Raw genomic sequence first — 18192 nt, forward strand, 5'->3', positions numbered from 1 at the left:
TTCGAACGTTAGAGGAGCAATGGACCTAGTCGTGGAGACCACCGCCGTCGAGCGAGGCGGGCCGTCGGGGTCGCCGCTCTCGCGCAAGGTGAAGGCCTTCGTCTCGCTGACGAAGCCGCGGGTCATCGAGCTGCTCCTCGTCGTGACCGCGCCGACGATGATCCTGGCCCAGGGCGGGATCCCGAACCTCCTGCTGGTGCTGAACGTCCTGATCGGCGGCGCTCTGAGCGCCGGGTCCGCCGGCGCGTTCAACTGCTACTTCGACCGCGACATCGACCGGCTGATGAACCGGACGAAGAACCGCCCGCTCGTCACCGGGGAGATCTCGGACCGCGCCGCGCTGGTCTTCGCGACCACGATCGGAGTCCTCTCGATCGTCTGGCTCGGACTCACCGCGAACTGGCTCTCCGCCGCCCTCTCGCTCGCCGCGATCCTCATCTACGTCGTGTTCTACACGCTGTTCCTCAAGCGCCGCACCCCGCAGAACATCGTCTGGGGAGGGATCGCGGGCTGCATGCCGGTCCTGATCGGCTGGGCCGCGGTCACCGACTCGCTCGACTGGGCGCCGATCATCCTCTTCTCGGTCATCTTCCTCTGGACCCCGCCGCACTACTGGCCGCTCTCGATGAAGTACCGCGACGACTACCGAGCGGCGGGTGTGCCGATGCTCGCCGTCGTCCGGGGGCGCACCATCGTCGGCCTGCAGGTGATCCTGTACGCCTGGGCGACGGTCGCCTGCTCGCTGCTCCTCATCCCCGTGGCGGGGATGGGAGTCGTGTACACCGTCGTCGCCCTCGCGAGCGGCGTCTGGTTCATCGCCGAGACCCACCGCCTCTACAGCCTCGCGATCCGTCACGAGCACGTCTCGCCGATGCGCGTCTTCCACGGCTCGATCGGGTACCTGACGCTGCTCTTCCTGGCGGTCGGCATCGACCCGCTGCTGCCCTTCTGATGATCACGCCGTTCTCCCTCCTCGCCGATCGGGTGACCCTGACGCCGCGGGCGCTGCGCTGGGGGACGACCGCAGCGCTCGTCGCGAGCATCCTCATCATCTTCTTCGGCGGAGTCGTGCGCCTCACCGGCTCCGGACTCGGCTGCCCGACCTGGCCCGCCTGCGAGGCGGGTTCGCTCACCTCGACGCCGGAGCTCGGGATCCACGGGTTCATCGAGTTCACCAATCGGGCCTTCACGGGTGTGCTGGTCGTCGCCGTCGGCTGGGCCATCACCGCGGCGAGGCTGCAGAAGCCGCGCGATCGCACGATGACGCGACTCGCGTGGTCGCAGTTCTGGCTCGTCGTCGCGAACGCCCTCGCCGGTGGCGCGACCGTCCACTCCGGGCTGAACCCGTACATCGTCGCGGGTCACTTCGTGCTCGCGATCGCCCTGCTCACGACGACCTCGCTCACCTGGCACCGCGCGCACCGCTCGCAGTCGACATCGTTCGAGCCGGACGCCCTCACCCGCGGCACGAGCATCGCTCTCGTCGTCGCGACCCTGCTCGTAATCCTGGTGGGGACGCTCGTGACGGGCACCGGCCCGCACGCCGGCGACTCCGCGGAGGTGCCCCGGATGCAGTTCCACTGGGAGAGCGTCACGATCGTCCACGGCGTGCTCGGGACGGCCTCTCTCGGGCTCGGGATCGCCCTCTACCTGCTGCTCCTGCGCGCCCCCGGCGCCGAGCTGGCCCGCCGGCGGGTGGCGGCCTTCGTGATCGTCGTTCTGCTGCAGGCGCTCGTCGGCGTCGCGCAGTCGCTCCTCGCGCTGCCGGAGGCCCTGGTCGCCGTCCACCTGCTCGGCTCGGCCCTGGTCTGGGTGGGGGCGGTGCGCGTCCTGCTCGACGTGAACCCCCGGCTCTTCACGGTGGGCGCGCAGCGCCGTCGCGCCGCCGAGCAGCTGCAGACGACCCGCTGACCGACGCTCCCGACGGTCGCCGTCAGCGCGATCGAGGTGTCGACGGAGCCGCACGAGCGCGACCGGCAGTGCCCCGATGGTGAGCTCCTGCGCGAGCCCCTCGGCGAGCAGCGTGAACGTGCGTGCGGAGCGGGCGGACCCGGGGGGTCGCAGCAGCGCGATCAGGAGGCGGGGGAGTGGGCGGGTGCAGTCGTCGTTCGGCATGTCCGCACTCCATCACGGACCACCGACACTCGTATGGTCATGCGTGTCTGACGGCGCGATCCGCCGTACCCGGCCGACACCCAGCTGCAGAGGTTCCGCTCGGCGCGCGGCGTCCGTAAGATGGGCATTTGGTTCGAGTTCGGCGCGGGACGCGCCCTCCGCTCCCCACCGCGGGAACTCGGACCGTCGGCCCGACGCAGCGCCGCAGCACGCCTCAGGACATCCAGGGACGCACATCACCCGCTCCGCGCATCGCACCGATCGCGCGACCGGCCGGAACGCACCTCACGGGTCCACCCCGGGGGAATGACTCCGGAGCCCGACCGGTTATCAGTGGGTAGGAAACGAGGTACACATGTCAGACATCCTGATCGACCGCCCCGAGCTCGAGAGCCTCGGCGTCTACGAGTTCGGCTGGTCCGACTCGGACTCCGCAGGCGCGTCCGCGCGTCGCGGCATCTCACCCGAGGTCGTCTCCGACATCTCCGCGCTCAAGAACGAGCCCGCATGGATGCGCGAGCGCCGCATGAAGGCGCTGAAGCTCTTCGAGCGCAAGCCGATGCCGACGTGGGGAGCCGACCTCTCGGACATCGACTTCGACAACATCAAGTACTTCGTCCGCTCGACCGAGAAGCAGGCGCAGACCTGGGACGACCTCCCGGACGACATCAAGAACACCTACGAGCGCCTCGGGATCCCCGAGGCCGAGCGCCAGCGCCTCGTCGGCGGCGTCGCAGCGCAGTACGAGTCCGAGGTCGTCTACCACCAGATCCGCGAGGACCTGGAGGAGCAGGGCGTCATCTTCATGGACACCGACACCGCGCTGCGCGAGCACCCCGAGATCTTCCAGGAGTACTTCGGCACGGTCATCCCGTCGGGCGACAACAAGTTCGCGGCGCTCAACACGGCCGTCTGGTCGGGCGGGTCGTTCGTGTACGTGCCCAAGGGCGTCCACGTCGACATCCCGCTGCAGGCCTACTTCCGGATCAACACCGAGAACATGGGCCAGTTCGAGCGCACGCTGATCATCGCCGACGAGGGCAGCTACGTGCATTACATCGAGGGCTGCACGGCTCCGATCTACAAGTCGGACTCGCTGCACTCGGCGGTCGTCGAGATCATCGTGAAGAAGAACGCCCGCGTGCGGTACACGACCATCCAGAACTGGTCGAACAACGTGTACAACCTCGTCACCAAGCGCGCGATCGCGCACGAGGGGGCGACGATGGAGTGGATCGACGGCAACATCGGCTCCAAGGTCACGATGAAGTACCCGTCGATCTTCCTGGTCGGCGAGCACGCCAAGGGCGAGACGCTCTCCGTCGCGTTCGCGGGCCCCGGCCAGCACCAGGACGCCGGCGCCAAGATGATCCACATGGCGCCCTACACGCAGTCGTCGATCGTGTCGAAGTCGATCGCCAGGGGCGGCGGCCGCGCCGGCTACCGCGGCGAGGTGCGGGTCGACGCCAATGCGCACCACTCCGCCAACACCGTGCGCTGCGACGCGCTGCTGGTCGACACCATCTCGCGCTCCGACACCTACCCCGCCATCGACATCCGGGTGGACGACGTCCAGCTCGGACACGAGGCGACGGTCTCGAAGGTCAGCGAGGAGCAGCTCTTCTACCTGATGTCCCGCGGGATGCCCGAGGACGAGGCCATGGCCATGATCGTGCGTGGGTTCATCGAGCCGATCGCGCGCGAGCTGCCGATGGAGTACGCCCTCGAGCTGAACAAGCTCATCGAGATGGGCATGGAGGGCAGCGTCGGATGACCGTCGCCGCCCCCGTCCCCGGGTCGGCCCTCGCGGCCGGCCCGCTCACTTCGAAAGGAACCACCGCCTGATGACGGTCCCCACGACCGCCCCGACGACCACCGAGGTCGTCGGCGCGGATGCCGCCGCGCGCCTGGGCATCAGCGCGCACTCGGACGGCGCGTTCACGCCCGTCCAGACGCGCTCCGAGCGCTTCGCCTCGACCGATGTGGACGCCTTCGAGGCGGTCACCGGACGCGAGGTCGCCTGGAAGCTGACGCCGGTGGCGCGCCTCGCCGATCTGATCGACGGCGAGCTGGACGGGTCCGCCCCGCCGCTCGAGTCGGCTCCGGTCGACGGTGTCGACATCACGTGGGTGGGCCGTGACGACGCGCGGATCGGCACCGCGGGACTCCCCGAGGACCGCGCCGCCGCCAACGCCTGGTCGCGCTTCGAGACGGCCCTCGCCGTCCGCGTGACGGGTGAGGACGAGAAGGTCGCCACCCTCGTGCGGACGGGCCTCGGCTCGGCCCCCCGGGCCGCGCACACGATCATCGAGGCCGCGCCGTACTCGCGCGCTGTCGTCGTTCTCCAGAACGAGGGCGAGGCCACCCTCGCCGAGAACGTCGAGATCCTCGTCGGCGAGGGCGCTCAGCTCACCGTGGTCACGCTGCAGGAGTGGGACGACGAGGCGCGCCACCTCGCCAACCACTTCCTCCGGGTCGGTCGCGACGCGAAGGTGAAGCACATCGTGGTCACGCTCGGCGGCTCCATCGTCCGGGTGAACCCCTCGGCGCACCTGGTCGAGCGCGGCGCCGACGGCGAGCTCTTCGGCCTGTACTTCGCCGACGGCGGCCAGCACCTCGAGCAGCAGGTCTACGTCGATCACGACGCTCCCGACACCCGCAGCCGCGTGACCTACAAGGGCGCGCTGCAGGGCGAGGGCGCTCGCACGGTGTGGATCGGCGACGTGCTGATCCGCAACAGCGCGACCGGCACCGACAGCTACGAGCAGAACCGCAACCTGGTCCTTTCCGACGGCACTCGCGCCGACTCGATCCCGAACCTCGAGATCGAGACCGGCGACATCGCCGGAGCGGGCCACGCCTCCGCGACCGGCCGCTTCGACGACGAGCAGCTCTTCTACCTGCAGTCGCGCGGAATCGCCGAGGACGAGGCGCGTCGCCTCGTCGTCCGCGGCTTCCTGAGCGAGGTCGTCCAGCAGATCAAGGTCGCCGAGCTCGAGGACCGCCTCCAGCTCGCGATCGAGGCCGAGCTCGCCGGCAGCGCCGGCCAGACCGGCTCGCGTTCCTCGGAGGTCTCCGCATGAGCGACGCCGCCATGATCTGCTCGGTCTCCGAGCTCGTCCCCAACCAGGCCATGCGCGTCGAGGTCGACGGAGTCGCGATCGCCGTCGTCCAGGACTCGGCCGGCGAGATCCACGCCATCGGCGACACCTGCACGCACGGTGAGATCTCGCTGTCCGAGGGCTTCGTCGAGGGCGAGAACCTCGAGTGCTGGGCGCACGGCTCGCAGTTCTCCCTCCGCACCGGCGCCCCGCTGAACCTCCCGGCCTACGAGCCGGTCCCCGTCTTCGTCGTCGAGATCATCGACGGCGACGTCTACATCGACCCGACCGTCACGAAGGAAGCCTGAATGTCCGTTCTCCAGATCACCGATCTCCACGTCAGTGTCGAGACCGAGCAGGGGACCAAGCAGATCCTCCGCGGCGTCGACCTCACTATCAACCAGGGCGAGATCCACGCGATCATGGGCCCGAACGGGTCGGGCAAGTCGACCCTCGCGTACACGATCGCCGGTCACCCCAAGTACCACGTCGACGGAGGCTCGATCACCCTCGACGGCGTCGAGGTGCTCGACATGAGCGTCGACGAGCGCGCCCGCGCCGGTCTCTTCCTCGCCATGCAGTACCCGGTGGAGATCCCCGGCGTCACCAACACCAACTTCCTCCGCACCGCGAAGACCGCGATCGACGGCGAGGCGCCGGCGATCCGCACGTGGACGAAGGACGTCAAGGCGGCGATGTCGAACCTGAAGATGGACCCGTCCTTCGCCTCGCGCAACGTCAACGAGGGCTTCTCCGGTGGTGAGAAGAAGCGCAACGAGATCCTGCAGCTCGAGCTGCTCGCTCCCCGCTTCGCCGTCCTCGACGAGACCGACTCCGGCCTGGACGTCGACGCGCTCAAGATCGTCTCCGAGGGCGTCAACCGCGCCCACGCGACGACCGGCCTCGGCGTCCTGCTGATCACGCACTACACGCGGATCCTGCGCTACATCGAGCCCGACTTCGTGCACGTCTTCGTCGCCGGCCGCGTGGCCGAGCAGGGCGGCAAGGAGCTCGCGACCCGACTCGAGGACGAGGGCTACGACCGCTTCCTCGCCCCGGCGACGGTCTGATCATGGGCGTCACGACACTGGAGCCGAAGCTCTTCGACCGGGTCGAGGAAGCGCTCAAGGACGTCATGGACCCCGAGCTCGGAGTCAACGTCGTCGATCTCGGTCTGATCTACGACCTCGGCTGGGACGACGAGAACGACGCTCTGGTCATCCACATGACGCTGACCTCCGCGGGCTGCCCGCTGACGGACGTGCTCGAGGAGCAGACCGCTGAGTCGCTCGACGGCATCGTCGAGGCGTTCCGGATCAACTGGGTCTGGATGCCGCCGTGGGGCCCCGAGCGGATCACCGAGGACGGCCGCGACATGATGCGCGCGCTCGGCTTCTCGATCTAGTCACCCTACGACGAAGGGCCCGGAGGATGATCCTCCGGGCCCTTCGTCGTACGGGTCGTGCGTCAGCGCGTGCGACGCGAGAGCAGCGCCCAGCTCGCGGGAAGCAGTGCGGCCGCGACCAGGGCCTTGAGGGCGTCCCCGACCAGGAACGGCACGAGACCGGCGTTCAGCACCGAGCCGAGATCGGCGGGGACGCCCAGCGAGGCGAGGGCGGTCGCGAGCCAGGGGAGGCCGACCAGGTAGATCGTGGCGGTTCCGGCGAGGAACGTGACGAGGGTTCCGACGACGCGGCGGTCCCACTGGCGCTGTGCGAGCCAGCCGGTCACGATCGCGGCGAGGACGAAGCCGACGATGTAGCCGCCGGTCGGACCGGCGATCACGGACCAGCCGCTCGAGGCCTCGGTGAAGACCGGGGCGCCGAGCGCGCCGACCAGGGCGTAGACCAGCATCGACAGCGCGCCGCGAAGGGCTCCGAGCGCCGTGCCGACCAGCAGCACCGCGAAGGTCTGGCCGGTGATCGGGACCGGCCACATCGGGATGTACAGCTGTGCCATGGCGGCGGTCAGGCCGGCGCCGGCGAGGACCAGCACGAGGTCGGTGGCGATCGATCGCGTGAACAGGCGGTCCGCGAGGACCGGACGCGACGGAGCGAGCGAGTAGTTGGACATGTCTGTGTCTCCCAAGACCGTGTCGCCCGAGAGCGAGGATCGAACGCGTCCGCGGGAAGCGGACGTGAAACCGCCCCGCGGCTCAGGAAATATACTAGGGGGCTGCCGCGTTGCGGCTCCTTGCTCCACACCTCTCGAACGGACCGCCATTTCTTGGCGAGAACGGACAGCACAGTGCTCAGCGTGCACGACCTCGAACTCCGAGTCGGCGCCCGACTCCTGATGGAGAACGTCTCCTTCCGGGTCGGCGACGGCGACAAGGTCGGCCTCGTCGGCCGCAACGGAGCCGGGAAGACGACGCTGACCAAGGTGCTCGCCGGCGACCTCATCGCGGCGAAGGGCTCCGTCGACCGCGGCGGTGAGATCGGCTACCTTCCCCAGGATCCGCGCTCCGGCGACCCCGAGGAGCTGGCGCGCACGCGCATCCTCGACGCCCGCGGCCTCGGCCAGCTCGTGCTCGGCATGCAGGAGGCGACCGTCGCGATGTCGAGCACCGACACCTCCGTCAGCGAGGCCGGGATGAAGAAGTACGGCAACCTCACCGATCGCTTCCTCTCTCTCGGGGGCTACGCGGCCGAGGCCGAGGCGGCCTCGATCGCCAGCAACCTCAACCTGCCCGACCGCATCCTCGACCAGCCGCTGAAGACCCTCTCGGGTGGACAGCGTCGCCGCATCGAGCTTGCCCGCATCCTCTTCTCCGACGCGAGCACCCTCATCCTCGACGAGCCGACCAACCACCTCGACGCCGACTCGGTCGTCTGGCTGCGGGAGTTCCTCAAGGGCTACCGCGGCGGTTTCATCGTGATCAGCCACGACATCGAGCTCGTCGGCGAGACGGTCAACCGCGTCTTCTACCTCGATGCCAACCGCCAGGTCATCGACGTCTACAACATGAACTGGAAGAACTACCAGCGCCAGCGCGCCGCCGACGAGGAGCGCCGCAAGAAGGAGCGCGTCAACGTCGAGAAGAAGGCCGGTGCCCTGCAGCTCCAGGCCGCCAAGTTCGGCGCGAAGGCCTCGAAGGCCGCGGCGGCGCACCAGATGGTCGCGCGGGCCGAGCGGATGCTCAGCGGGCTCGAGGAGGTGCGCGCGGTGGACCGCGTCGCGAAGCTCCGCTTCCCGACTCCCTCCGCGTGCGGTCGCACCCCGCTGCAGGCACAGAACCTCTCGAAGAGCTACGGTTCGCTCGAGATCTTCACCGCGGTGGATCTCGCCATCGATCGCGGGTCGAAGGTGGTCATCCTCGGGCTGAACGGTGCGGGCAAGACGACGCTGCTCCGCATCCTGGGCGGCGTAGACGCGCCCGACACCGGCTCGATCGAAGCGGGGCACGGCCTCCGGATCGGCTACTACGCCCAGGAGCACGAGACGATCGACGTCAAGCGCTCGGTGCTCGAGAACATGGTCTCGGCGAGCCCGAACCTCACCGAGACCGAGGCGCGTCGCGTCCTGGGCTCGTTCCTCTTCACCGGGGACGACTCGCACAAGCCGGCCGGAGTCCTCTCGGGCGGCGAGAAGACCCGGCTCGCGCTGGCGATGATCGTCGTCTCGGGAGCGAACGTGCTGCTGCTCGACGAGCCGACGAACAACCTCGACCCGGCGAGCCGCGACGAGATCCTCGACGCCCTCGCGCACTACGAGGGCGCCGTGGTGCTCGTCAGCCACGACGAGGGCGCCGTCGAGGCGCTCAACCCGGAGCGCGTGCTGATCATGCCCGAGGGCACCGAGGACCACTGGACCACCGACTACCTCGACCTGATCACGCTGGCGTAGCGCTGGCCGGGATCAGCGGGAGGCGTCGAGCAGCTCGTCCTCGATCTCGGAGTCGGTGCGCCCGCGCTTGAGCCGGCGCTCCTCGCGCCGCTCCTCCGCGGCGATGACGTCGGGATCGTCGGCGTTGCGGATCCGGTACTCGTGGCGGATCGCCCAGCCCAGTCCTCCGAAGCCCATCAGGGCGAACAGCACCCACTGGATGGCGTAGCTGATGTGCAGGCCCTCGTCGGCGACCGGCTTGATCGCGGCGAGGGGTCGCGTGTCGACAGGCGCCGGGCTCTCGGCGACGAGGAGGCCGTAGGCGGCGGTGCGCAACGGCTCGTCGAGCTGCGCCGACAGGTCCTCGAGCTGGATGGTGGCGATCTGCCCGGCCGGGGCCGAGCGGCCCTCGATCCGTCCCTCTCCAGGCTTCAGGCGCGCCACGACGGTCACCTCCCCCTCCGGGGGAGCGGGGACGACGTCCGGGGAGTCCTGCTCGGAGCCGACGGGCACCCAGCCGCGGTCGACGACGAAGACGCTGCCGTCGTCGAGGCGGAGCGGGGTCAGGATCTCGAACCCCGGGTTGCCGTTGTAGGGCCGATTGCGCACCAGCGTCTGGCCGTCGGTCTCGTAGACCCCTGTCACCTCGACCGGCCGGTACTCGAGCGCGTCGTCCCAGGGGGAGTCCGCCCCCAGCAGGCTGTCGAGGGCGACCGGATCCGCCGTCCAGTTCGCGGTCACCAGCCGGTTGGTGGAGGCCGCCTCGTCGAGCCGGGCCACCTGCCAGCGCGACAGGAGCACGCAGGCGACCGCGAAGACGACGGTGAGGGCGAGGTAGCCGAACCACCGGCGCGAGAACGCGAAACGCCAGGACGCACGGGGAGCCATACCCGTCACGGTACAGGGCCTCGCACTGGGAGATCCCTGCCCTCGACGACTCCGGTCACGGCAGAGTGTCGGTCACAGCGCGGCACCCCGGTCCACTGTGTGGAGCGGCTTCACCTCGAGCGGGAACTCGCGCGCCGCGAGGAACTCGCGCAGGTAGTCGACGTGCTCGCCGCACGCGAGCCAGGTCTTCCTGCGGTCCTCGGCGTGGATGCGGGGGTTGCGCCACTCGACGGCCCAGGAGGCGACCCGCGTGCAACCCGCTCGCGAACAGGTCTGCGCGTGGGGAGTCGAGCCGAGGGGGATCACGGCCGGTCTCCGGTCGGATCGCCGCCCTGGGGAGCGCTCGGGGCGCTCGGCTCCGGGGCGGGCGACGGCATGGGGCGCGCGAGCACGACGGCACCCGGTCGCTGCACCGTGCCGCTCTCGCCGAGTCCGCCGACGTTCGCCAGCACGACGGCGAAGTAGGGGAGCACGATCGCACCGACGGCGAAGAAGGCGAGCCACCAGCCCTGCGCGAAGATCAGGCAGATCACGCAGACCATCCTGATGCTCATCGCGATCGAGTACTTGATCACGCGGGAGTGCCGCACGGCGTCGGGCGACGGCGGGAGAGTGGTGAGCGATTCGCGAGGTTTCACAGCCCTGCAAGCCTACGTCTCTGTGAACGGCCGGAGCCTTCCGCGCCGTCTTCCCGGAATCTGTTGCGCGACGCGCCTCTAGGATGTACGGGTCGTCCGGCGCCGTCTGCGCGCCGGCAGGAGGGACATCATGACCACGCCGCGCACCGTCCTCGTCACCGGGGGCAACCGGGGGATCGGCTACGCCATCGCCGAGGAGTTCGTCGCTGCCGGTCATCGCGTCGCCGTCACCGCGCGATCGGGGTCCGGGCCCGAGGGCACGCTCACGGTCGTCGCCGACGTCACCGACAGCGCCTCCATCGACGCCGCCTTCACGCAGATCGAGGCGGAGTACGGCCCGGTCGAGGTCGTCGTCGCCAATGCCGGGATCACCCGCGACATGCTCCTGCTGCGGATGTCGGAGGACGACTTCACCTCGGTGCTCGACACGAACCTGACCGGCGCCTTCCGCGTGGTCAAGCGCGCCTCGAAGGGCATGCTGAAGCAGCGCTTCGGTCGCATCGTGCTGATCTCGAGCGTCGTGGGGCTCTACGGCTCGCCCGGGCAGATCAACTACTCGTCGTCGAAGGCCGCTCTCGTCGGCTTCGCGCGCTCGCTGACCCGCGAGCTCGGCGCCCGCGACATCACCGCCAACGTCGTCGCTCCCGGCTTCATCGAGACCGACATGACCGCCGAGCTGTCTCCCGAGCAGCAGGCGGAGTACCGCTCGAGCATCCCCCTCGCCCGCTACGGCACCGCGACCGAGGTCGCCCGGGTGACCCGCTGGCTGGCGAGCGAGGAGGCCGACTACATCTCGGGCGCGGTCATCCCCGTCGACGGCGGTCTCGGCATGGGTCACTGACCCGTACGGCATAAGCTGGGAGCTTATATCGCGGAGATATCAGCTCTATGCTTATCGGGTGACCACCCCCACGCCTGTCGCTGTGCTCCTCGACCTCGTCGACTCGCGCGCTATCGTCGAGCGGGACGCCGTCCAGATCCGCATCGAGCGCGGCTTCGAGGCGGTCGACGTGGCGGTCCCCGCGCTCGAGGCACTGCACGCCACTGTCGGCGACGAGTTCCAGGCGGTGTACTCCTCCACCTCCGCCGCGCTGGTGGCCACGCTCCAGGCGCGCTTGTCGCTGCCGGAGGGGATCGACTGCCGGGTCGGTCTCGGTGCCGGCGCGATCCGGACGATCGGCTCCGGAAGCTCGGGCACGCTCCAGGACGGACCGGGCTGGTGGAGAGCGAGAGCGGCGATCGACAGGGCCCATGAGCTGCAGGACGCCGGCGTCCCCACTGCGCGCGGCTGGTACATCGGCTCCGATGCACCCGACGCGGATGCGGCCTCGATCAACGCCTACCTCCTCGCGCGCGACGCCCTGGTCTCCCCCCTGAGCTCCCGCGATCGTCGACTGCTCCTCGGAACGCTGAGAGGGCGTTCGCAGAAGGCCCTCGCCGACGAGGAGTCGATCTCGCAGTCAGCAGTGTCCCAGGCGCTGCGGCGAACGGGAGCGGGCGCGCTCCTGACCGGGGTGCGACTCCTGGAGGATCTGTGCTGACCGCTCTGCTGCTCGCTCTCGTCGGTGGAGCGGACCTGCTGCGGACCCACCTCGGTCGGCGAGGAGCCGTCGCCGGGGTGATCGCCCTGTGGGCGGTCGCACTCTCGGCCGCGCTCGTGGGCCTCGGTGCTCCCCTGCTCGGCGTGATCGTCGTGGCTGCGCTCGGAGGGATGTGGCTCCTCCTCACCACCACGGCCGAGGGACGGCGCCCGCCGGGTGGACTGCGACCGGCCGCAGGGCTGGTCGTCGCCGTCCTCCTGCTCTCGGTCGCCGACCGGTCCGGTGGGGCGCTCTCGGGGTTCCTCGTCGACGCCTACCCGGCTCTCGGCCGCTCGGGTCCTCTCCCGCCCCTCGACCAGGCGCTGATGGCGCTCGGGGCGGCCGTCTTCCTCCTCGAGAGCGGCAACGTCATCGTGCGCGCCGCCCTGTACCGCGAGCTGGCGCAGCCGGAGGGTCCGCCGCAGAGGAGGCTCTCGCTCCGCGCTCGCTTCTCGCGCCCGCCGACGGAGGAGGTCCGCCTCCCGGATCTGCGCGGTGGCCGGGCCATCGGCCCGCTCGAGCGGATGCTGGTCGCCGGGCTGACGCTGGCCGGCGCCGTCGGCCTGGCCGGCGCCGTGTTCGCGGCGAAGGGGATCGTGCGGTTCCCCGAGATCTCGCGGGACGGCGCGAGCGGAGCGAAGGCCGAGTACTTCCTGGTCGGCTCCCTCGTGAGCTGGGCGATAGCCCTGGCCTGCGCCGCGCTCGTCGCGGTCGCCTGAGCGTCAGCCGCGCAGGCCCAGCACGGGCAGCAGCTGGCTGAGGTCGAGGCCGTCGACGACGAGGTCGGCGCGCTCGCGCACGACGGGCTTCGCGTTGAAGGCGACCGCGAGGGCTGCGACGGCCATCATCTCGAGGTCGTTCGCACCGTCTCCGATCGCGACGGTGCGGTGCAGTGGGACGCCCGACTCCGCCGCCCACTCCTGCAGCGCGGCGGCCTTCGCCGAGGCGTCGATGACGGGCCCGTCGACGCCACCGGTGAGGCGGCCGTCGCTGCTCGACAGCCGGTTGGCGCGGATGAAGTCGAGACCGAGCGCTCCGGCGACCGGGTCGAGGATCTCGTGGAAGCCGCCCGAGACGACGCCGATCCGCCCGCCGGCCGCGTGGACGCCCTCGATGAGCTGCTCGACGCCGGGGGTGACGCGGACGTCGCCGCTGACGCCCGCGCACACCTCCATGCCGAGACCCTCGAGGGTGGCGACGCGCTCGCGGAGGCTCTCGCCGAAGTCGATCTCGCCGTGCATCGCCCGCTCGGTGACCGCGGCGACCTGCTCCTCGGAGCCCGCGTGAGCGGCGAGGAGCTCGATCACCTCGTCCTGCAGCAGGGTCGAGTCGGCGTCGAGGACGACGAGGAAGCGGGCGGGCGTCGTGAGGCGCTCACTCATGGACGGTCCGATCGATCGGTCCGCGGCGGGCGCGGGAAGACGCTGTGCAGCCCGCGGGGATGCTACGGGCGGACGACGACGCCCTTGCCGACGACGGTGATGCCCGACTCGGTGACGGTGAACCCGCGCTCGCGGTCGTGGTCGTGATCCACTCCGACACGCGCTCCGGGTTCGACGACGACGTCCTTGTCGAGGATAGCGCGAGCCACCACGGCGTCCGGGCCGATGCGCACCTTGTCGAAGACGACGGAGTCGGCGACGGTCGCGTTCGACTCGATGTTCACCCACGGGCCGATGACGCTGCGCTCGATGTGCGCTCCCGAGATGACGGTGCCGAGCGAGACGACCGAGTCGACGGTCGAGCCCATGTTGCCCTTGCCGTCGCGGACGATCTTCGCCGGCGGCGAGTTCAGCTGAGACGAGAAGATCGGCCACTTCTGGTTGTAGAGGTTGAAGATCGGCAGGGCCGAGATGAGGTCCTGGTGCGCCTCGTAGAAGGAGTCGATCGTCCCGACGTCGCGCCAGTAGTAGCGGTCGCGATCGGTCGAGCCGGGCACCTCGTTGAGCTTGAGGTCGTAGACGCCCGCCTCGCCGCGTGCGACGAAGTCGGGAATGATGTCGCCGCCCATGTCGTGATCGGAGGTGGAGAGCTCGCCGTCGCGGATCACCGCGTCGATCAGCGCGTCGGCGTCGAAGACGTAGTTGCCCATCGACGCGAGCACCTCGTGAGGCGAGTCGGCGAGGCCGATCGCGTCCTTGGGCTTCTCGAGGAACTCGGCGATCTTGGTCGGGACGATGCCGTCGCCGGCCTCGTCTCCCGCGAGCTGGATGACTCCGAACTGGTCGGCGAGCTCGATCGGCTGACGGATCGCGGCGACGGTCGCCTTGGCGCCGGACGCGATGTGCGCCTCGATCATCTGCGAGAAGTCCATGCGGTACACGTGGTCCGCGCCGACCACGACGACGATGTCGGGCTTCTCGTCGCGGATCAGGTTGAGGCTCTGCAGGATCGCGTCGGCGGATCCGCTGAACCAGCGCTTGCCCAGGCGCTGCTGCGCGGGCACGGAGGCGACGTAGGAGTTGAGCAGACCCGACAGGCGCCAGGTCTGCGAGACGTGGCGGTCGAGCGAGTGCGACTTGTACTGGGTCAGCACGACGATCTGGGTGAGCCCCGAGTTGATGAGGTTCGACAGCGCGAAGTCGATGAGTCGGTACTGCCCGCCGAAGGGCACCGCGGGCTTGGCCCGATCGGCCGTGAGGGGCATGAGCCGCTTGCCCTCGCCGCCGGCGAGGACGATGCCGAAAATCTTCTTTGACTGCATGGCTCCACAGTAGAGGTGCCGGACGCCGGTGCGAACCCGGGTGTCAGCCGAGACGTGCGCTGTACTACGGTTCGGGTGTGCGAGTCGATCTGCTGACCAAGGAATATCCGCCCGAGGTGTACGGGGGAGCCGGTGTCCACGTGGCCGAGCTCACCAAGGCGCTGCGCACCGACATCGATGTCGTGGTGCGCTGCTTCGGTGCGCCGCGCGAGGAGCCGGGGGCGTTCGCCTACCCGGTGCCCGCTGAGCTCGCTGCCGCCAACGGCGCGCTGCAGACCCTCGGCGTCGATCTGCAGATCGCGCAGGACACCGCCGGCGCCGACCTGGTGCACTCCCACACCTGGTACGCCAACGCGGCCGGCCGTCTCTCGCAGCTGCTGCACGGCATCCCGCACGTGGTCTCGGCGCACAGCCTCGAGCCGCTGCGTCCGTGGAAGGCCGAGCAGCTCGGCGGCGGCTACCGCGTGTCGAGCTGGATCGAGCGCGAGTCGTACGAGAGCGCCGACGCCGTCATCGCGGTCTCGGGCGGCATGCGGAACGACATACTCCGCTCCTACCCGGCACTCGACCCCGCGAAGGTGCACGTCGTCTACAACGGCATCGACCTCGACGCGTGGCACCCCGTCGACGACGAGGCCGTGCTGCACGAGCTGGGGATCGATCCGTCGCGCCCCTCCGTCGTCTTCGTCGGTCGCATCACCCGGCAGAAGGGCCTGCCCTACCTCCTCCGGGCGGCGGCGACCCTGCCCCCCGAGGTGCAGCTCGTGCTCTGCGCAGGCGCCCCCGACACCCCCGAGATCATGGCCGAGGTCACCGCCCTGGTCCGCGGGCTGCAGGAGGAGCGCACCGGCGTCGTCTGGATCGACCGCCACCTGCCGCGCCACCAGCTGTCGGCGGTCCTGACCGCCGCGACCACCTTCGTCTGCCCGTCGATCTACGAACCGCTGGGCATCGTGAACCTCGAGGCGATGGCCTGCGGTGCCGCCGTCGTGGGCACCGCCACCGGAGGCATCCCGGAGGTCGTCGTCGACGGCGTCACCGGGCGGCTCGTTCCAATCGAGCAGGTCACGGACGGCACGGGCACCCCGGTCGATCCCGATCGCTACGTGGCCGACCTCGCCGAGGCCCTCGCCGAGGTCGTCGCCGACCCCGCGGCGGCGAAGCGGATGGGCGCCGCCGGCCGCGAGCGCGCGCAGAGCGACTTCAGCTGGACACAGATCGCGAGGGACACCCGCGCGATCTACGACTCGCTCGTCTGACCGGCTGCGCTCCTCCGCCTAGGATTGGCGGTATGCCCAGTGTTGTCTCGTTCGTCGATGTGTCCTTCGTCCGGAACGGCAAGCGGATCCTCGACCGCGTCGAGTGGGCCGTCGCCGAGGAGGACCGCTGGGTGATCCTCGGGCCCAACGGCGCCGGGAAGACCTCGATCCTCCAGATCGCCGCGGCCCAGAACTACCCGTCGACCGGGCAGGCGCACCTCCTCGAGGAGACGCTAGGCCGCGTCGACGTCTTCGAGCTGCGCCCCCGGATCGGCTACGCCTCGACCGCCATGGCGCGTCGCCTGCCCGCGGGCGAGACTGTCCTCGACGTCGTGATGACCGCCGCCTACGCCGTCACCGGCCGCTGGAACGAGGGTTACGACGAGATCGATGAGCGCCGCGCCCGCCGCGTTCTCACCGAGTGGAAGCTCGACCACCTCGCCGACCGCACCTTCGGCACCCTCTCGGACGGCGAGCAGAAGCGCGTCCAGATCGCCCGCGCGATCATGACCGACCCGGAGCTGCTCCTGCTCGACGAGCCGGCCGCGAGCCTCGACCTCGGTGCGCGCGAGGAGCTCGTGCAGCTGCTCAGCGGCTTCGCGAAGGACCCGGCGTCGCCGGCCATCGTGATGGTGACCCACCACGTCGAGGAGATCCCCGACGGCTTCACGCACGCCCTCCTGCTGCGCGACGGCGCCGTGGTGGCGGCGGGCCCGCTCGACGAGGCCCTCACGGAGGCGACACTCGCCGAGACCTTCGGGCTCGACATCGCGCTCAGCCGCGAGAACGGGCGCTACTCGGCTCGAGCGCGCTGACGAACCGGGCCGCGGCGCTCCTTCTCGCTCCGCGGCGGATCTGGTAGCCTCGGTAGCTGGTTCGGGCCCCGTTCGCGGCGTGCCCACCACCACTCCACCCGTTCCCGTCGACGACAGGTGCGGTTCAGGACCACTCAGCGACAGGAAACGACCATGAAGACCGACATCCACCCCGTGTACGAGGCCATCGTCTTCCGCGACCTCGCGTCCGGTGAGACCTTCCTCACCCGTTCGACGGCGAAGAGCAGCAAGACCATCGAGCTCGACGGAGTGACCTACCCCGTCATCGACGTCGAGATCTCGTCGGCCTCGCACCCGTTCTACACGGGCAAGCAGCGCATCATGGACTCGGCCGGCCGCGTCGAGAAGTTCAACAGCCGCTACAAGAACTTCGGCAAGTAGGACGCTCCTCCGAAGGGCCCTCGACCTCGCGGTCGGGGGCCCTTCGTCGTTGTCCCCTCCCTGCTGATCGAGCCCGCAGCCCGCGCAGCGGGCCTATCGAGATCCACGTCCGTCAGAGGGGCGGACAGACGCTTGATCTGCTGACGCTGGTGGGTCTCGATACGCCCCTGCGGGGCTACTCGACCAGCAAGGAGTGGCGGCCGGCGCCGACTTCTCTGCAATGCAGGCATGTCGCGCGAGGCGGGCGTTCCGGTGGGGGAGAGGGTGCGGTAGCGTCCGGGCATGGTGTCCTGGGCCGACAAGCCGATCCTGCCGTTCGTCACGGCCGAGGAGTGGGACGCGTACCTGAGCGGGGAACCGGATCCGGGCGGTGTGCGGCTGAAGATGCGCAAGAAGGCGGCCGTCGATCCGGGGATCACCTACGCGGAGGCGCTCGACGTCGCGCTCTGTCACGGCTGGATCGACGGCCAGGCGGGTGCGTTCGACGACCAGTTCAGCCTGCAGGCCTTCACGCCGCGCCGGCGCGCGAGCCCCTGGTCGAAGGTGAACCAGGAGCACGTCGCGCGCCTCATCGAGGAGGGGCGGATGCGTCCGGCGGGTCACGCCGAGATCGAGCGCGCGAAGGCGGACGGCCGGTGGGACGCCGCGTACCGTCAGAAGGGCGCGGAGGTGCCCGCCGACTTCCAGCGGGCGATCGACGCGGATCCGGCCGCCAAGGCCTTCTTCGAGACCGTGACGGGTCAGAAGCGGTTCGCGTTCCTGTTCCGGATCCAGCAGCTGAAGCGACCCGAGTCGCGCGCGAAGCGGATCGCGGAGTACGTCGCCCTCCTCGCCGAGGGGCGCACGCTGACATAGGCCGCCCGCC

The 18192-nt window shown here is 69.9% G+C and carries 21 protein-coding genes; 15 read left to right on the plus strand and 6 right to left on the minus strand.

Features of this window, described 5'->3' with window-relative positions; translation table 11 throughout:
- Nucleotides 1–19 precede the first annotated feature (19 nt).
- The 7 genes from GRS96_RS11220 (at nt 20) to GRS96_RS11250 (ending at nt 6621) form a co-directional block, all read left to right on the plus strand.
- Nucleotides 20–952, plus strand: coding sequence for a heme o synthase (locus GRS96_RS11220; RefSeq protein ID WP_159988487.1), 933 nt, complete (start codon nt 20–22; stop codon nt 950–952).
- Nucleotides 952–1911, plus strand: a complete 960-nt coding sequence (locus GRS96_RS11225; protein ID WP_159853511.1) for a COX15/CtaA family protein — start codon at nt 952–954, stop codon at nt 1909–1911. The genes GRS96_RS11220 and GRS96_RS11225 overlap by 1 nt, the downstream gene beginning before the upstream one ends.
- A gap of 559 nt (nt 1912–2470) precedes the next feature.
- A complete protein-coding gene (sufB, locus tag GRS96_RS11230) occupies nt 2471–3889 on the plus strand; it encodes a Fe-S cluster assembly protein SufB (protein ID WP_159853513.1) in 1419 nt (472 codons plus the stop codon).
- Between the two features lie 70 nt (nt 3890–3959).
- The gene (gene sufD, locus GRS96_RS11235) at nt 3960–5198 is read left to right on the plus strand and encodes a Fe-S cluster assembly protein SufD (RefSeq protein ID WP_159988488.1); all 1239 of its coding nucleotides are present in this window, start codon (nt 3960–3962) and stop codon (nt 5196–5198) included.
- On the plus strand, nt 5195–5524 hold the full coding sequence (locus GRS96_RS11240; RefSeq protein ID WP_235021809.1) for a non-heme iron oxygenase ferredoxin subunit: 330 nt from the start codon (nt 5195–5197) through the stop codon (nt 5522–5524). Before sufD ends, GRS96_RS11240 begins: the two co-directional genes overlap by 4 nt.
- A complete protein-coding gene (sufC, locus tag GRS96_RS11245) occupies nt 5525–6286 on the plus strand; it encodes a Fe-S cluster assembly ATPase SufC (RefSeq protein WP_159853517.1) in 762 nt (253 codons plus the stop codon).
- A gap of 2 nt (nt 6287–6288) precedes the next feature.
- Nucleotides 6289–6621, plus strand: a complete 333-nt coding sequence (locus GRS96_RS11250) for a metal-sulfur cluster assembly factor (RefSeq protein WP_159853519.1) — start codon at nt 6289–6291, stop codon at nt 6619–6621.
- 62 nt (nt 6622–6683) lie between these two features.
- On the opposite strand, the gene GRS96_RS11255 is transcribed toward GRS96_RS11250, so the two are convergent.
- Nucleotides 6684–7289 (minus strand): biotin transporter BioY, encoded by a 606-nt coding sequence (locus GRS96_RS11255; protein WP_159988489.1) that lies wholly within the window; start codon nt 7287–7289, stop codon nt 6684–6686.
- Nucleotides 7290–7463: 174 nt separating this feature from the next.
- Here GRS96_RS11255 and GRS96_RS11260 point away from each other — a divergent pair, with 174 nt between their 5' ends.
- Complete coding sequence (locus tag GRS96_RS11260; RefSeq protein ID WP_159853523.1) at nt 7464–9062, plus strand: ABC-F family ATP-binding cassette domain-containing protein; 1599 nt, start codon at nt 7464–7466, stop codon at nt 9060–9062.
- A gap of 12 nt (nt 9063–9074) precedes the next feature.
- Here the strand turns inward: GRS96_RS11260 and GRS96_RS11265 are convergent, their stop codons facing one another.
- The 3 genes from GRS96_RS11265 to GRS96_RS11275 all read right to left on the minus strand — a co-directional run bounded on the left by GRS96_RS11265 (nt 9075) and on the right by GRS96_RS11275 (nt 10567).
- Nucleotides 9075–9929 (minus strand): SURF1 family cytochrome oxidase biogenesis protein, encoded by an 855-nt coding sequence (locus GRS96_RS11265; RefSeq protein ID WP_159988490.1) that lies wholly within the window; start codon nt 9927–9929, stop codon nt 9075–9077.
- Nucleotides 9930–10001: 72 nt separating this feature from the next.
- The gene (locus GRS96_RS11270) at nt 10002–10235 is read right to left on the minus strand and encodes a hypothetical protein (RefSeq protein ID WP_442966219.1); all 234 of its coding nucleotides are present in this window, start codon (nt 10233–10235) and stop codon (nt 10002–10004) included.
- Nucleotides 10232–10567, minus strand: a complete 336-nt coding sequence (locus tag GRS96_RS11275) for a DUF3099 domain-containing protein (protein ID WP_159853527.1) — start codon at nt 10565–10567, stop codon at nt 10232–10234. Before GRS96_RS11275 ends, GRS96_RS11270 begins: the two co-directional genes overlap by 4 nt.
- A gap of 130 nt (nt 10568–10697) precedes the next feature.
- Here GRS96_RS11275 and GRS96_RS11280 point away from each other — a divergent pair, with 130 nt between their 5' ends.
- The 3 genes from GRS96_RS11280 to GRS96_RS20490 are packed head-to-tail and all read left to right on the plus strand — an operon-like array spanning nt 10698 to nt 12866.
- Entirely contained in the window at nt 10698–11408 is a 711-nt protein-coding gene (locus GRS96_RS11280) for a beta-ketoacyl-ACP reductase (RefSeq protein ID WP_159853529.1), read from the plus strand.
- 58 nt (nt 11409–11466) lie between these two features.
- The gene (locus GRS96_RS11285) at nt 11467–12108 is read left to right on the plus strand and encodes a SatD family protein (protein WP_159853531.1); all 642 of its coding nucleotides are present in this window, start codon (nt 11467–11469) and stop codon (nt 12106–12108) included.
- Entirely contained in the window at nt 12102–12866 is a 765-nt protein-coding gene (locus GRS96_RS20490) for a hypothetical protein (RefSeq protein ID WP_204162076.1), read from the plus strand. The genes GRS96_RS11285 and GRS96_RS20490 overlap by 7 nt, the downstream gene beginning before the upstream one ends.
- Before the next feature lie 3 nt (nt 12867–12869).
- Here the strand turns inward: GRS96_RS20490 and serB are convergent, their stop codons facing one another.
- Both serB and GRS96_RS11300 read right to left on the minus strand, forming a co-directional pair.
- Nucleotides 12870–13529, minus strand: a complete 660-nt coding sequence (serB, locus tag GRS96_RS11295) for a phosphoserine phosphatase SerB (protein WP_159853533.1) — start codon at nt 13527–13529, stop codon at nt 12870–12872.
- A 62-nt stretch (nt 13530–13591) separates the two neighbouring features.
- The gene (locus GRS96_RS11300; RefSeq protein WP_159853535.1) at nt 13592–14851 is read right to left on the minus strand and encodes a glucose-1-phosphate adenylyltransferase; all 1260 of its coding nucleotides are present in this window, start codon (nt 14849–14851) and stop codon (nt 13592–13594) included.
- A 77-nt stretch (nt 14852–14928) separates the two neighbouring features.
- Here GRS96_RS11300 and glgA point away from each other — a divergent pair, with 77 nt between their 5' ends.
- From glgA to GRS96_RS11320, 4 genes are all read left to right on the plus strand, one after another.
- Nucleotides 14929–16110 (plus strand): glycogen synthase, encoded by a 1182-nt coding sequence (gene glgA, locus GRS96_RS11305; RefSeq protein WP_159853537.1) that lies wholly within the window; start codon nt 14929–14931, stop codon nt 16108–16110.
- Between the two features lie 32 nt (nt 16111–16142).
- Nucleotides 16143–16925: an ABC transporter ATP-binding protein gene (locus GRS96_RS11310; protein ID WP_159853539.1), complete on the plus strand. Its 783-nt coding sequence runs from the start codon at nt 16143–16145 to the stop codon at nt 16923–16925.
- A 153-nt stretch (nt 16926–17078) separates the two neighbouring features.
- Nucleotides 17079–17327 carry a type B 50S ribosomal protein L31 gene (locus tag GRS96_RS11315; RefSeq protein WP_056042757.1) on the plus strand — a complete coding sequence of 83 codons (249 nt, stop codon included), beginning with the start codon at nt 17079–17081 and terminating at the stop codon, nt 17325–17327.
- 282 nt (nt 17328–17609) lie between these two features.
- Nucleotides 17610–18182 (plus strand): YdeI/OmpD-associated family protein, encoded by a 573-nt coding sequence (locus GRS96_RS11320; RefSeq protein ID WP_159853541.1) that lies wholly within the window; start codon nt 17610–17612, stop codon nt 18180–18182.
- The last annotated feature ends 10 nt before the right edge of the window (nt 18183–18192 follow it).

Source organism: Rathayibacter sp. VKM Ac-2803, from assembly GCF_009807175.1.
In the GTDB taxonomy this organism is placed as follows: Bacteria; Actinomycetota; Actinomycetes; order Actinomycetales; family Microbacteriaceae; genus Rathayibacter.

What these genes read in the sequence shown, in the direction of transcription:
- GRS96_RS11220 (WP_159988487.1), top strand. Translation starts at nt 20, where the DNA reads ATGGACCTAGTCGTGGAGACCACCGCCGTCGAGCGAGGCGGGCCGTCG.
- GRS96_RS11225 (WP_159853511.1), top strand. Translation starts at nt 952, where the DNA reads ATGATCACGCCGTTCTCCCTCCTCGCCGATCGGGTGACCCTGACGCCG.
- sufB (WP_159853513.1), top strand. Translation starts at nt 2,471, where the DNA reads ATGTCAGACATCCTGATCGACCGCCCCGAGCTCGAGAGCCTCGGCGTC.
- sufD (WP_159988488.1), top strand. Translation starts at nt 3,960, where the DNA reads ATGACGGTCCCCACGACCGCCCCGACGACCACCGAGGTCGTCGGCGCG.
- GRS96_RS11240 (WP_235021809.1), top strand. Translation starts at nt 5,195, where the DNA reads ATGAGCGACGCCGCCATGATCTGCTCGGTCTCCGAGCTCGTCCCCAAC.
- sufC (WP_159853517.1), top strand. Translation starts at nt 5,525, where the DNA reads ATGTCCGTTCTCCAGATCACCGATCTCCACGTCAGTGTCGAGACCGAG.
- GRS96_RS11250 (WP_159853519.1), top strand. Translation starts at nt 6,289, where the DNA reads ATGGGCGTCACGACACTGGAGCCGAAGCTCTTCGACCGGGTCGAGGAA.
- GRS96_RS11255 (WP_159988489.1), bottom strand. Translation starts at nt 7,289, where the DNA reads ATGTCCAACTACTCGCTCGCTCCGTCGCGTCCGGTCCTCGCGGACCGC.
- GRS96_RS11265 (WP_159988490.1), bottom strand. Translation starts at nt 9,929, where the DNA reads ATGGCTCCCCGTGCGTCCTGGCGTTTCGCGTTCTCGCGCCGGTGGTTC.
- GRS96_RS11280 (WP_159853529.1), top strand. Translation starts at nt 10,698, where the DNA reads ATGACCACGCCGCGCACCGTCCTCGTCACCGGGGGCAACCGGGGGATC.
- serB (WP_159853533.1), bottom strand. Translation starts at nt 13,529, where the DNA reads ATGAGTGAGCGCCTCACGACGCCCGCCCGCTTCCTCGTCGTCCTCGAC.
- GRS96_RS11300 (WP_159853535.1), bottom strand. Translation starts at nt 14,851, where the DNA reads ATGCAGTCAAAGAAGATTTTCGGCATCGTCCTCGCCGGCGGCGAGGGC.
- GRS96_RS11310 (WP_159853539.1), top strand. Translation starts at nt 16,143, where the DNA reads ATGCCCAGTGTTGTCTCGTTCGTCGATGTGTCCTTCGTCCGGAACGGC.
- GRS96_RS11315 (WP_056042757.1), top strand. Translation starts at nt 17,079, where the DNA reads ATGAAGACCGACATCCACCCCGTGTACGAGGCCATCGTCTTCCGCGAC.
- GRS96_RS11320 (WP_159853541.1), top strand. Translation starts at nt 17,610, where the DNA reads ATGGTGTCCTGGGCCGACAAGCCGATCCTGCCGTTCGTCACGGCCGAG.